We start from the raw sequence: 13,274 nt of genomic DNA, 5'->3' as shown, positions 1-13,274 counted from the left end.
GCACCGCAGCCGCGCCGCCGCACCACGTCAGGTTCTGCCCCCGCCACCAGCATGACTGCGATCACGCCTCTATTGCGCGCAGCCGCATGCCGCGATCGCACATGGTTACGCGCTACTTATACCCCTGCCGCTATGCTTCGGGAGATACTCTGCATCATGTCCCCGAGGGATACCGACGTACCCCAGAGCAGCCACACACGAAGCGGGGCCAGCCAAACACTGACACCTCGGAGCACGAAAATCGGATCGCAAGGCACCGACGCACGAATGTTTCACGTGAAACATTCGTATGCAAAACCAGGACACATCCGAAACACACCGACAAACGGGCCTCCAGCTCTACGCGCAGCCGCATCGCCACCACGTGCCCCTCATCACCGCGCCGCCGCCACGCCCGCGGCCGCATCGCGCGCTCCGCGCCATCATGCACTTGCGCCCGCTCCAACCGGGCGCACACCGGCCCAAAGGGATGGACACTCCCGGATGCGTGTTATTTGAGTGAGGGCGAACGGCAGGTGGAAGCGGGTTAGCGGCGAGGGGCCTCTGAGCAAGTGCGGTTCACCGTGTAAAACATGCCGTTCCGTTCTGGAGGAACGCGGGAGGCGCTTCGAAACGAGGAGGTTCTCTATAATAATTCCCGGCCGCTGAAAAGGCACCCCTCCTCATCAGCGAGCCCTGCTTTTCTAAAAGCAGCGTGCGACGCCCGAGGCGTCGTATCATCCCCCTCCTGGGCCCCGGCGAAGCACCCCTCTTCGACCGGGGCCGCATTCTTTTTCAAGCGAAACTAAGCCCAGCGGAGTGACATTTGGCGTGACCCTCTGGCACGCTCTGACACGCGGCGGAGTGACATTTGGTGTGACCCTCTGGCACGCTTTGGTGTGACCCTCTGGCACGGCCAGCGAAGACGCGCTACCGAAAGCGATCGGCGGCGAAGCACAGGACAAGCGCGCCTACCACTACGACGGCCAACGCCAGCTTGCCCCCGCCGGAAGACAGCCCGCTGGCGATAACCCCCAGCACGGGCACGGAAAACACCGCCTTGCCCCGCACGCTCTCGTAGGGAACCGGCTCGGGATCAGGCGCGGTGTTGGCATCGCCCTGGGTGACCAGCTGCCGTTCATCAAGGTCGTTGGAAACCACGCGGTGCGTGACGGCCGCCCCGTCTTGGCGCGTCATCGAGAACGTCACCACGTCCCCCGGCAGCAGCTCAACCGGATCGACGGGCTCGGTGTAAACAAGGCTCCCCACGGGAAGATCGGGCTCCATCGAGCCGGTGGCCACCGTGTAGGGCACCACGCCGACGAAGCGCGGCAGGACGATGGCCGCGCAAAAAAGAGCCGCGACTACCAGAGTCGCGGTTCCCGTGAAGCCCAGGACCCGCGAGGTGAGCGATGGGCTCGCGTTGTCCTGGGCGCCTCTCTCTGTCTGAGCTCGCAGCGCCACGTGCTAGCCTTCCTGCGCGGCCTTGCGGCGACGTCGCCACAAGATGAACGCGGCCACCAGCAGCAGCACGCCTCCGGCGAGCAGCGCAACCGAGGTCGGGCTGACCGCCAGCGCGAAGCCGGGGCCCTCGGGGGCCTCGCCGCCCTCGCCGAACCCGGCGGCGGCCAGCGGAACCGCCTCGTCGTCAATGTTCATGGAATCGCGCGGCGCCATCAGCGGATTACCATCGTCGTCGATGATCTCGGCGCCGTCGGCCGTGGTCAGGGGCGTAGGCTCGTCGGCCACCGCCTCCTCTTCGTTCCCAGCGCCCTCGCCGGCGGCGGCTCCCGCGCCCTGAGCCGGCGCCTCGGCAGCCGGCTGGCGAGCCGGGACGCGCTCGCCCTCGGGCGTCACGACCACGGTGCCGCCGTTGCCGTCAGGCTCGGTGGTGAAGCCGGCGGCTACGCGCGTATAGGTGAACGTGATCACGTTATCGGCCTCGTCCTCGCCGAGCGTCTTGGAAATCTCATAGGCGTCGGGGACGTAGCCCTCCACGTAGACGGCGGTGGTGGCAGGGGTGTCCCCCACGTCGCCGAAGTAGGTGGCGGAAGGCGCGATGGTGAAGCCCTCGGCATCGACGTAGCGCACGGTGTAGCCCACGCGGTTGGCCATGATGCCGTAGGCCAGCACATAGTCGGCGTCCTCGGTCACGCGCACGGAGCCCGTGGCGAAGCCGCGATCGTCAACCTGGCCGACGTAGCGCACGTCCTTCACGTTGTCGAGGCCCGCCAGGCGGATGCCCTTCACGTAGTACTTGGGATCGGTCACGGTCACGCGAGCCCCGGTGAGCTCCAGGTCGGAGCCGTAGGGAACGCCCGTCCACTCGAACGAGGCGCCGTCGTTCACCAGGCCGCGGTTGCCTGCGTACAGGCGCACCGTGTAGGTGGTGGGATCAGCCGGCGCAGCGGCACCATCAGCAGCCGGGGCGGCGTCCTCCGGCGCGGCCAGCGCGGGGACGGCCATGAGGGACACGGCCAGAAGCGCAGCGGCAGCAGCGGCGGCGCAGCGGGCAGTCAGAGCGACGGTCTTCATCGCGTCTCACCTTCTTCCTTGAGGCGGGAGCGTCGACGCGCGACGCCCAGCAGCACCACCGCGACCACGGCCACGACGGCCGCGCCGGCAATGGCAAGCACCACGGGGTCGCCCGTCTGGGCGAGCTTGGAGATAGGATCGGTCGGCTTGTCAGCCTTGGGCTGGTCGGCCGGGGTGTCTGGCTTGGGATCCGTCGGCGTCGCCGGCTGCTTGGCCGCAGGCTCGGCCGCGAAGGACAGCTCGAGCGCCGCCTCCGTGTCGAAATAGCTGTTGCCGTGCGACTCGGGGTCGAGGCTCACGCTCATGACGATGTGCGCGTGGGACTTCGCCGGCAGCGTGTCCAGGAAGAACCATTCCTTCGTGGCGTCAGTTGCGTCATGCAGGCCGTTGGTGTCGCCCTTGTCACTATCTCCCGAGACGGTGTCGTTGGTGTAGATAACCTTCTTCTCGCCCGCGGGATTGGTGTAGGTCAGGTTGTAGGAATAGGAGCCACCGCCGTTTTCGGCCAGCTCCTCCATGGTGCGCAGCACCGCGGTCTTCATGTACCAGTCGGCCTTGTCGCCATAGGCGTTGAACAGGTCGATGTCGAACTCGACCTTGTCGCCGGGCTGCAGTCGCTTCACCTGGGCCAGCACGTCGGCCGTGCCGTCGGATTCCATCTTGTCGCCGGTGAACGTGACCGTCCAGCCGGTCTCCGCAGCCCACGCGGCAGCCGCGCCCGAGAGCGCCAGGCCTGCGGCCAGGGCCACGGTCAGCAGCCCAGTCCGGGCCTTCCCGCAAAAACTCCTCAGGCTCATCGCGCCATCACCTCATCCCACTCGAGGCCGAGCGCGTCCACGTCCACGCCCCAGGCGCTCTTAGCGGCGTCGTCGGCATAGTTGATCTGCACGGAGTCGACCTGGGCGGAAAGGGCCACGCGGCACTGCGAGAAATCGCCGGTCGCCGTGGACACGGACGGGTCGATGGCAATGGTCTTGACCGCTGGGGCCACGGCTGCCTCATGGGCGTCCAGCAGGTGGCGGTAGTAGAACACCAGGCGCTCGTCGGTGGACTCCTCCGGGTTGAGCACCCAGTCCTCGCTGTCGTAGGTCAGCTGGATCAGCGCGGGATCGAGCAGCGGGTTCTTCGTCCCGTCGGCATCGGCCCAGTACTTGCGCACGGTCAGGCGCACGTACTCGCCCATGTCGGTGGTGTTGACCGCCGAGAGCCGCTCGGCGTACGCCTTGCCCGGAATCATCTGGGCATCGCCGCCCAGCAGGGCCTCCGGATCGGCCAGCAGGGCGTCGTCGCCCTCGACCACCACGTCGTTCTCGGTCAGCGCCACCCCGATGTGGGTCTGCGCAAACTCGGCGACGTAGTTCTCGCTCATGAACACCAGCTGGGCCTGGGTCGACTGAACCACGCCCGCGATGCCGACCACCAGCAGCACGGCCGCAGCCAGCACCATCATCCGCACGGTGCGGGGGGATGCGCTCTTCACTTCGCTCATGGCTCTCCCTCCTTTACGCCCGGACGCCCGGGTTGACGGTCGCGTTCACCAGTTGGGCAGCCTCGTCGGCCACGGGCACCAGGCCCTCGACGGCCGCCGCCGCAGCCAGGGCCGCCCGAGCCGCAGGCTCCTCGCCCTCGGCCTCGGCCCCAGCCTCAGGATCCTCGCCTTCGGCCTGGTCGTCAGCCTCGTAGGCCGGAAGGGCCGCCAGTTCCTTCAGCACCACGGTGCCATCCGCGAAGGTCGCCGCGACAGGCTCGCCCTCGGCCACCTCGTCCGGCTCCACGCACTGCTGCACGATGGCAATGTCGAACGAGTCAACCTGCGCGCCCTTGACCGGCTCTACCTTTATATAGAGGGGCTCGCTCACCTCGCGCGGCTTCAGGACGGTGCGACCGTACAGCCAGCCTTCCTCGCCATCGCCCTCCGCACGCGTTCCCCAGCCGTCGCCGACGAACTCGACCGTGGCGTTCGCCGTTCCGTAGAAGGCGCGCACGCGCACTGCCACGTCGGTCTTGCCCACGTTCTCCACGCGGATGATCTTGTTGGTGCCCTCGATCTCCTCCTGGATTTCAGTGCCCGGCTCCTCGGGCTCCTCGGGCGGGGGCGGCGTCTCGGGAGTGAGGGAGAACGGGATAGACCCGTTTGCCTGGGTGGTGTCGGTATAGTAGGCCAACGTGGGGCCGACCATCACGCCCAAGCCCAGGGCCACCGCCAGCACGGCGAGCGCCGTCCGCTTCTTCAGGAAGGTTCGTTTCATGCTCATCACTTTCCTCGCCTAGGACTCGTCGGCCGGGGTCTGCGGCTCGTCGCCCTCCGCAGGCTCAGGCACGACAACCTGGGTCTTGCTCCACTTCTGGGTGACGGTGTAGCTGCCGTCCTGCTTGGTGTAGGTGTTCACCACGCCGGAGGTCTTATGGCCGTCGTCTTTGTACGTGTTGCGGAAGTTGACCTGCGGGAGGACGGCGCCCTCCTGCGTGTCGTCCTCGATAATGACGCCTTGCGTGGCACTCTCGCCATCGGCTATCTCGAAGTTGGCGCCGCTGTAGGACACCTCGGTCACCGTGAAGTAAGAGCCCGCGGGGAAGCGGCCCAGCACGATCTCCTGCGAATCGTTGGCGTCAAACTCCAGGGCGTGATAGGCGTCGTAGATGACGTTATGGCCCTCGCCGCTCTCGACGGACTCCTTGTCCTGATAGCCCACTACGTGGAAGACCACGGTGGCGCGCTCGCCGTCGATGGTGCCCTCCTCGGTCTCCGGGAATCTCTCGAGCGTCTTCACGATGCGGAAGCTGCCGAAGTGCGTCGGGTCGTCCGGCGTCGTCGGCTCGTCCGGCACGTTGGGATCGGGGCGGCCGATGTGGATGAAGCCGTTGCAGCCGATGCCGCCGCCGTTGGTGTTGGAGCTGTTGCCCGTGACGAACACGCAAGCAGCGCTGCGGGCCGACACCTTGGCCTCGGCGCTCGGGTCCGCGGTAAGCGCCATGATGCGGTTGGCCTGGGCAAAGCCATTGCCCTCGGGGAACTTGTCGATGTGGTACACGCGGTAGTAGGCCAAGGGCTCGGTGCGCGTAGCGGCCTCCAGCTCGCGCGGGGCCAGCTTCGAGCCGTCGGCCTTAAGGTAGAGCCCTTTGTTGGCGGGGCTGTCGTCGGCATTCTGCATGAAGCCGCCATCGGCGTAGCGCTTGAAGTCCAGGCAGATGAGGTTGGGGGCGTTCTGCAAGCCCAGCTCGTAGAAGCCGGTCATGGAAGAGCGGAAGCTCTTGCCGCTTTGGTAGCTGTTGAGCTCCACACTCGCGCCGTCAAGCTTGTACGCACTCTCCAGAGCCAACTCTTCATCGAAGTCGCTATTCTTGACCCATAGGTACCAACCCAAGTTGTTAGCACGGGGACCAGAGGAGTTGGCTCCCAGCTGCCCTCCTTCACCCGGGAGAGTCACTTTCGCCACTCCATACTTGGCGTAGTCCACCAGCGCTTCGCCCTGGGCGGGGCTCGCGCTCATCCAGCCCGTCCAGTTGTACTCGGAGCGATGACTGCTCTCGCAGTCCTCCGGGCAGCTGGTGGCGTCATGGCCGCCGAGCATCGTGCCGTAGACGGTGGCGCGGTGCGCGCTGAAGAAGTCGTTGGCCTCCAGGGGCTCGACCTCGCCCTTCTCGTTGCGCCAACCCGCATGCTTGAGCGTGCGATAGTCGTTGTAGCTGTCGTACTGATCGTACGTGTTTTCAACCACCGCCGAGGACTTCATATCCCAAATACGGTCGCCCGGGTCGTTGCCCTTGGGGCCGGGGCCCTTGTCCTCGGCGAGCATGGCCCAGCGGTCGCCGTACTCGTTGGGGTTGGTGGTGTGGTTCTCGCCCAGGGCCTTGTTGTCGAAGATGGCCGCGTCCTGGGTGATGACGGTGCTGTTGCTGCACGCGCCCACGCCGCCGCCTAAGCCGCTGGCCTCGTTGCCCGAGACCACGGGGTACACCACGTTGAGGAAGCCATCGACGGGCACGAACAGGCCGCCTCCGCCGTAGTCGAACACGGTGTTGGTGTGGTTGTTGGTGACGTAGGTGCCGGTGGTGACGTAGCTCAGGCGCGCCACCTTGTCCTCATCACGGCGACCGGAGGTCATGCAGAACATGCCGCCGCCCTCGCTAGCCTCCGCCCAGTTGGCAGCCACCACGGTGTTGCGCATGGTAAGCAGGGGCATCTGGTACTTGGCCTCGCCCGGCATGGCCAAGCCACCGCCGGCGTCGGCCGCGCGATTGGACGTGATGACGGCACCGTCGATAGCAGCGTCGCCCATCGAGAAGACGCCACCGCCGCCGGACACGTAGAAGCCCGTGCGCTCCTTGACGGCATCAGAGTAGTTGTTGGTAATGGTGGCGCCAGTGAGGACAAGGCGGTTCGCGCTGACGAGCGAGTCATCCTTCAGCCGGGGCGCCACGTAGATGCCGCCGCCATCGCGACGAGCGCGGTTACCCGAGAAGACGGCGTTCTCGCTCACCGTGAGCGACGCGGCCTTGGCCACGTAGATGCCGCCGCCGTTGTACGTGTCCGGATGCTCGTTGGAGCCGTCCGTCTCCGCCGCGTCCTCGGACGCCTTGTTGCCGGCCACCACGGCATTGCCGCCGATGGTCGCCTTGCCATCAGCCAGGTACACGCCGCCGCCGTTGTTGGCGGCCACGTTAGCGGCGATGGCGGCGTTGCCGCCCACAGTCAGCGTGCCACCGGCCTGGTAGATGCCGGCGCCGTTAGCGTCCTGTCCGCTGGCGGACGCGCTGCCGCTGCCGACGATGGCGGCATTGCCGACGATGGTCACCGTCGAGTCGCCGGCCTTCACGGCATGGGCACCGCCCGCATTCGTCAGACGACCGCCGTCCATGGCGAACGCGGCACCGTCGCGCACCTCGACGAGGGCGCCGATGCCCTGCGCCTCAATGGCACCGGCGGCACCTAGGTTCAGGTGCTCCTCATGGCGCGTCTCGTAGGTGGTGCCCTTCGTGCGGTTAGCCTTGGTCGTGGTCACATAATAAGTAAGCTCATGGCTGGCCGCGTCGTAGGAGGCCGGCATGCCAGCCGCCTCGGCCTGCACCCCGCGCTCCTCGGCCCGGCACTGGGACTTGAGCGGGGTCGCGGTAGAGTCGGTGAGAGCGAAGGTGCCGCTCTGCACGGTAATGAGCGCGCCGCCGTTCACCGCGCTCGCCTCGCCGTCCGGAAGCGCGAGGTTATGACCCGCCAGGTCGAGCGTCGTGTCAGCGGTGATGGTCAGCGGCCCCTCGGCCTCGATGTCGTCGTCAAGCCTGACATCCCCGCCCTGCTCGAGCGCGGCCTTGAGGTTCTCCCAGCTGTTGATGCGCGCGTCCCTGAGGGTCACCGACACCTGGTAGGTGGCGGCCTGCGCATCGGCGCTCACCACGTAGGCGCCCGCGGCGTCGGCCTCAAGAGGAGCGGCCGTACCGGCGCCGGGAGCGGCAGCCGGGGCGTCTGTGCCCTCAAGCGGGACGGCCGTGCGGATAACGGTGACGGACTCGACCTCGTACCCCTCGGCAGGGCTCACGGTCAGGGCGAAGTCGGCCGGAGCCTCGGCCTCGATGGAATCGCCGTCGCGGTACGTCGCGCCCGCGTAGGCAACGGCGCCCTGGTCGGCCGGCTCCACGGAGAGCTTCACGACGGCCTTCGCGGGAGCCGCCTCGGCAGCCTGGGCCGTCGGGTCTTCCGCGGCCGGAGCCTCAGGGGCAGGCTCGGCCTGCGCGTCGCCCTGGGGGTCGCTCGCCGCGTCAGCCGGCTTCTTGCCGTCCGCGCCGCCCTTCACGTCAGCTCCAGCCGGCTCATTCGAACCGCGCGAACCCTGCTCCGTGGTGTTTTTTCCATCCGCCACGGGGTTGCTGACCGAAGCCGCAACCTCGTCGGCCGGCTTCTTGTCCTCAGCCGGAGCCTCGGCCTTCGGCTGCTCCTGCGCGTCCTTCTTGTCCGCCGCGCCCGTGACGGGCAGCGCGTCTGCCTCGGCCTTCGGGGCTTCCGCCTGCTCGATGGGAACCGGGGGCTGCTCCTTCTCCATCGCGTCCCAGGTGACGGACGATCCGCCGCCCGCCGCCGCAAAGGCGATGCCGGTCAGGGACAGGGCCGCGCATACGGCGACGCCGCCCACGATGAGCTGGACGCGCTTCTTCCCCCAGGTGTGGTTCTTCGGCGTGCTTGGCTGCGCCGGCTTCTGGTTCGAGCCACCCATGGCCATCCTCCCTCGTTATCAGACCAGTCGCAAAGCGACCGTTCCTCAACTGGCAGAACATCCTCTTCGGGCACTGCGACGCTCGGCCATCCTCCCGACCGTGCGCACAAGCCCCATGGCTCTCTCCCGACGACGAGCGCCGGGGGGTGACGCAACAACGTTACGGGTCGCGCCCGCGTTTCTCGCCAAACGCCGCACGACCATGGCCACTACCGCCCCTGCTCCCTCCAGAACGGCGAAGCAGATTGCCCAAAGCGGATAGTTCTCCATCAAAAAACGTAAATATACGGTTTACATACTAATAACGACCCTCTGACACGACAATACCGTGCAAGCGTCACCGGATACGAACGACCGACCACAGGTAACGAATGCATGACAAAAAGGAGAGCTTGGGGAAGACGGCCTAGAAACTGGCGCCCCTGAGAGGACTCGAACCTCCGACGCACGGTTTAGGAAACCGACGCTCTATCCGCTGAGCTACAGGGGCGCGCTTTGAGGTCGGCGGGAGGCCGCTCGGGGCCGTCCGCTGCGCCGACGACCCCGATTCTACCATTTCGCCCCAGCCTTCCATTGACAAGCCGACCGCCCTGCCTATAATTTGCAACGCAATCACATAGCGTACCCCGCTGAAACGCTCTGAATCCACGGAGACAGGGCGCGGAGGGGCCTCTGGAGAATCCCGAATACGGGTGCCGAAGGTGCAAGGCGCAGGCCACGCGGCCGCGCTGAAACTCTCAGGCAAAAGGACAGAGGGCGCTTATCTTCGCGCTCATCTTTCCTTGCCCCGCATAGCGTGCTTCTCCAGAGCCTCCTTCTTCGGCGGACATCGCCCACAAGAGAAGGAGGATTTTCGTGGACGACGTGTTCGAGCCCATCAACAACGTACTGGGCATCATCGATGACTTCATCTGGGGCGTGCCCCTCATGGTGCTCATCCTCTTCGGCGGCCTGCTGCTGACCGTGCGCCTCAAGGGCCTGCAGTTCAGCCAGCTGCCGCGTGCACTGCGCTACATGATCAAGAACGAGGACGACGGCAAGGGCGAGGTCACCAGCTTCGGCGCCCTGTGCACCGCGCTCTCGGCAACCATCGGCACGGGCAACATCGTGGGCGTGGCCACCGCCATCGTGGCCGGCGGCCCGGGCGCCCTGTTCTGGATGTGGCTCGCGGCGCTGTTCGGCATGGCCACCAAGTTCTCCGAGGGCCTGCTTGCCGTGAAGTACCGCTCCATCCGCGAGGACGGCCATGTGCTCGGCGGCCCGTTCTACTACATCGAGCGCGGCATGGGCCCCAACTGGCGCTGGCTCGCTAAGGTCTTCGCCTTCTTCGGCATGTGCGTCGGCCTGTTCGGCATTGGAACGTTCACGCAGGTGAACTCCATCTCCGGGGCCATCACCGGCTTCTTCGACCCGGATAAGTCCGCCATCGCCTTCTCGCTGTTCGGCATGGACTACTCCATCGCCACCGTGGTGGCGTCGCTCATCCTGGCCGTGCTGGTGGGCCTGGTGGTGGTTGGAGGCCTGCGCCGCATCGCCAGCGTGTCCGAGCGCGTCATCCCCGCCATGGTGGTGGTGTACGTGGGCTTCTCGCTCGCGCTCATCATCGCCAACATCCAGATGCTGCCCGCGGCGCTTGTGACCATCGTGCAGAGCGCCTTCGGCCTGCAGGCGGCGGCCGGCGGCATGCTCGGCGCCATCATCATCGCCATGCAGAAGGGCATCGCCCGCGGCATCTTCTCCAACGAGGCCGGCCTGGGCTCTGCGCCCATCGCCGCCGCGGCCGCCCAGACCAAGGAGCCGGTGCGCCAGGGCCTCGTGTCCATGACCGGCACCTTCCTCGACACCATCGTCGTGTGCTCCATGACGGGCCTGGCCATCGTGATGACCGGCGCCTACAACCTGCCCGGACTCGAAGGCGCGGCCGTCACCACCGCCGCGTTCCAGGCGGGCCTGCCGTTCCTGCCGAACGAGGTCACGGCCTTCGTTCTGATGGCGTGCTTGGTGCTGTTCGGCTTCACCACCATCCTCGGCTGGGACTACTACGGCGAGCGCTGCCTTGAGTACTTCAGCAACGGCAACATGAAGGCCGTGAAGGCGTACCGCTGGCTCTACATCGCCGCCGTGTTCATCGGACCCTACATGACCGTGAGCGCCGTGTGGACCATCGCCGACATCTTCAACGGCCTGATGGCCCTGCCCAACATGGTGGCGCTGGTGGCGCTGTCCGGCGTGGTGGCCAAGGAGACTCGCAGCTACTTCGCGCGTCTGAAGGCTGCCAACGGCGTGGAGAGCGCCATGGCGCCGCGCCCCGACGACGCGGCCGACTGGAAGGCCCCCAAGGATCCCGCCGCTCCGGCGCCCGCCGGCCTCGACGACGATCTGGAGCTGGAGCCGTCGCTATAGCGGCGTCTCACCCGAAGACGCGGGGGGCGCCTGCCGGTCGCCCCCCGTCCCGCACGAGAAAGGCGAGGCGCCCGCGCTGGGACGTCCCGCCTTTCTCGCGTTCTGCGCCTGCTCCGGCACGACCGGAAGGCAGCGGAGGCTGTTGCGACGCAGCGTGCGGCGCGAGGCCGCCTCAGGAAATCCCACCTCCGGCCCGCCTCACGCACCGCCCGCTAGGCCAGCGGCCCGCTCGACAACAGTCGGCGTCGCCCGTTAGGCCAGCGCTGCAGCCACCTTGCGGGCCGCCGCGGTGATGCTCAGATCGTTCACGTCCACCACGATGTCGGCATAGCGCTCGTAGAGCGGCTTGCGCTCATCGTAGAGGTCGCGCAGGCTCATGGAGATGCCGCCCTTCAACACTACGCCACGCTCCTGCAGGTCAGACAGGCGGTTCTTCAGCTCGTCGTAGCTGATCTGGAGGTACACGATGCGACCGATCTGCCCAAGGTGCTCCATGGCCGCGTCAGAGTACACCGCCGATCCACCCGTGGACACGATGGTGCGCTCGCACTCCAAATCGGAGAGCACCTGATTCTCTACCTCGATAAACCCATCGGGTCCACAGGCGTCAAGCAGCTTCTGAAGCGTCTTGTCACACTGGTTCTGAATAAGCAGGTCGGCATCGACGAAGCGGTAATTCATGATCTTGGCCAGCACGATCCCCAGCGTCGACTTCCCCGCGCCGGGCATCCCGATCAGGACGACGTTGTCGCGCCCGGCTTCCTCGATTTTCTCCCTCATCTCAGCTCCTTCCGTCAAGGACTTCCTCCAGCTCACCGGAGGCCCCATTGTCACCCGCCAGCAAGTCGGCGGCAGGCGCAGGGGTCGGGATGTCTCCGGCTTGTTGACCACGGGGGCGCAGCGGGAACACCTCGCTCAGCACGATGGCCGCGAAGATGAGCCCAAAGCCCGCCACCAGGCGCATCGTGAGCGCCTCGCCATAGAGCAGCACCGAAAACGCCACGCCGAACACGGCCTCGAGCGACAGCAGCAGCGACGCCTGGGCCGGCGGCACATGGGCCAGCGCCACGTTTTGGATGACGAGCGCCACGCACGACGCGAGCACGATCAGGTACGCCATGTTGAACAGGAACTCGGGGCTCACCGCGGCCGCATTCGGCAGCTCCTCGGTAAGGGCGCCGATAACCACGCCGCACAGCCCCATCGTCCAGAACTGGAACACGGTGATGGGCAGCACATCGCATCCCTGCGCGTACTTGCTCACGAACACGATGTGCAGTCCGAAGAACACAGCGCACACAAGGGTCATCACGTCGCCGAACTCCACGGCCTGCGTGCCGGGCGTCAGCGACACGAGCCCCATGCCCGCCACGCACAGCACAGCCGCCATCAGGTTGAACACGGTGGGCCGCTTGCCGGCCACCGCCCAGAACATGAACGGCACCATCACGCAGTAGGTGGCCGTGAGAAAGGCGTTCTTGCCCGGCGTGGTGAAAGCCAGGCCGATGGTCTGCGTCCAGTAGGCCAGAAACATCAGCAGTCCCAGCACCGCGCCGCGCCGCAGCTGCTCGCGGGTGAGCGCCGGACGCACGCGACGCCACAGCACCACGGTAAGCAACGCCGCCGTGATGAGGAAGCGCACGCCGATGAGCCATGCGGGCTCCATCACGTCCACCGCGTCCTTCATCACCACGAAGCTGAGCCCCCATATGACGGTGGCCAGCACGATCAGCAGCTTGTAGGCGGCTGGCGGTATGTTACGCAGAGCAGTCACGGAGCAGCATTATAGTCGGCCTGGCGAAACGCGGCCACAACTTGCAAATTCGAACGGTTTTGCACTGTGCGAGCGGCCGTCTCGGAGGCGGATGCTCAGGCGGGCTTGCGTTTGCCCAGGTCGACAAAGTCGCCATGTCGCGGTAGCGCGGGATTCGCGCGGTATCTCAGTGCAAAACCGTGCGAATTTGCAAATCGCGCACGAGAAGCGAAGGTTCGGGAGGCGCTAGGAGGCACGCGGACGCAATCGCCAACGGGGAAACGACCTGGCGGGCGGTTTGGAGGTGCTGGGTGGGAGCCGGGTGGAGGGCGCCGGGGACTGGGCGGAGCTGGGAGGGAGCTGGCCGAGGCCGGGCCGGGCGGGGGCGGGGGCGGAGG

At 66.6% G+C, this 13,274-nt stretch carries 9 protein-coding genes, 1 tRNA gene and 1 riboswitch; of the genes, 1 reads left to right on the top strand and 9 read right to left on the bottom strand.

What is annotated here, in order from left to right:
* Positions 1-909: 909 nt before the first annotated feature.
* From D1643_RS02650 to D1643_RS02620, 7 genes are all read right to left on the bottom strand, one after another.
* A complete protein-coding gene (locus tag D1643_RS02650; protein WP_160708346.1) occupies positions 910-1,443 on the bottom strand; it encodes a signal peptidase I in 534 nt (177 codons plus the stop codon).
* Between the two features lie 3 nt (positions 1,444-1,446).
* Positions 1,447-2,514, bottom strand: coding sequence for a MucBP domain-containing protein (locus tag D1643_RS02645; protein ID WP_160708344.1), 1,068 nt, complete (start codon positions 2,512-2,514; stop codon positions 1,447-1,449).
* Positions 2,511-3,311, bottom strand: coding sequence for a hypothetical protein (locus D1643_RS02640; protein ID WP_160708342.1), 801 nt, complete (start codon positions 3,309-3,311; stop codon positions 2,511-2,513). The genes D1643_RS02645 and D1643_RS02640 overlap by 4 nt, the downstream gene beginning before the upstream one ends.
* Positions 3,308-4,003, bottom strand: a complete 696-nt coding sequence (locus tag D1643_RS02635) for a hypothetical protein (RefSeq protein ID WP_160708340.1) — start codon at positions 4,001-4,003, stop codon at positions 3,308-3,310. The genes D1643_RS02640 and D1643_RS02635 overlap by 4 nt, the downstream gene beginning before the upstream one ends.
* Positions 4,004-4,016: 13 nt before the next feature.
* Positions 4,017-4,769: a SipW-dependent-type signal peptide-containing protein gene (locus D1643_RS02630; RefSeq protein WP_160708338.1), complete on the bottom strand. Its 753-nt coding sequence runs from the start codon at positions 4,767-4,769 to the stop codon at positions 4,017-4,019.
* Between the two features lie 12 nt (positions 4,770-4,781).
* On the bottom strand, positions 4,782-8,720 hold the full coding sequence (locus D1643_RS02625) for a hypothetical protein (RefSeq protein ID WP_160708336.1): 3,939 nt from the start codon (positions 8,718-8,720) through the stop codon (positions 4,782-4,784).
* Positions 8,721-9,134: 414 nt separating this feature from the next.
* Positions 9,135-9,210 (bottom strand) — tRNA-Arg (locus tag D1643_RS02620).
* Between the two features lie 172 nt (positions 9,211-9,382).
* Positions 9,383-9,483, top strand: a riboswitch (glycine riboswitch).
* Between the two features lie 92 nt (positions 9,484-9,575).
* Here D1643_RS02620 and D1643_RS02615 point away from each other — a divergent pair.
* The gene (locus tag D1643_RS02615; RefSeq protein ID WP_370520270.1) at positions 9,576-11,123 is read left to right on the top strand and encodes an alanine/glycine:cation symporter family protein; all 1,548 of its coding nucleotides are present in this window, start codon (positions 9,576-9,578) and stop codon (positions 11,121-11,123) included.
* 252 nt (positions 11,124-11,375) lie between these two features.
* Here D1643_RS02615 and D1643_RS02610 read toward each other — a convergent pair whose 3' ends face one another.
* Positions 11,376-11,903, bottom strand: coding sequence for a shikimate kinase (locus tag D1643_RS02610; protein WP_160708334.1), 528 nt, complete (start codon positions 11,901-11,903; stop codon positions 11,376-11,378).
* A 1-nt stretch (position 11,904) separates the two neighbouring features.
* Positions 11,905-12,897 carry a DMT family transporter gene (locus D1643_RS02605; protein WP_160708332.1) on the bottom strand — a complete coding sequence of 331 codons (993 nt, stop codon included), beginning with the start codon at positions 12,895-12,897 and terminating at the stop codon, positions 11,905-11,907.
* Between the last annotated feature and the right edge of the window lie 377 nt (positions 12,898-13,274).

Origin of the sequence: Enterorhabdus sp. P55, assembly GCF_009911695.1 — a bacterium.
Lineage (GTDB): Bacteria > Actinomycetota > Coriobacteriia > Coriobacteriales > Eggerthellaceae > Enterorhabdus.
This window is presented reverse-complemented; position numbering and strand designations above follow the sequence as displayed.

Coding starts and splice junctions, on each gene's coding strand:
- D1643_RS02630 (WP_160708338.1), bottom strand. CDS start 4,769: ATGAGCATGAAACGAACCTTCCTGAAGAAGCGGACGGCGCTCGCCGTG.
- D1643_RS02640 (WP_160708342.1), bottom strand. CDS start 3,311: ATGAGCCTGAGGAGTTTTTGCGGGAAGGCCCGGACTGGGCTGCTGACC.
- D1643_RS02610 (WP_160708334.1), bottom strand. CDS start 11,903: ATGAGGGAGAAAATCGAGGAAGCCGGGCGCGACAACGTCGTCCTGATC.
- D1643_RS02645 (WP_160708344.1), bottom strand. CDS start 2,514: ATGAAGACCGTCGCTCTGACTGCCCGCTGCGCCGCCGCTGCTGCCGCT.
- D1643_RS02625 (WP_160708336.1), bottom strand. CDS start 8,720: ATGGGTGGCTCGAACCAGAAGCCGGCGCAGCCAAGCACGCCGAAGAAC.
- D1643_RS02635 (WP_160708340.1), bottom strand. CDS start 4,003: ATGAGCGAAGTGAAGAGCGCATCCCCCCGCACCGTGCGGATGATGGTG.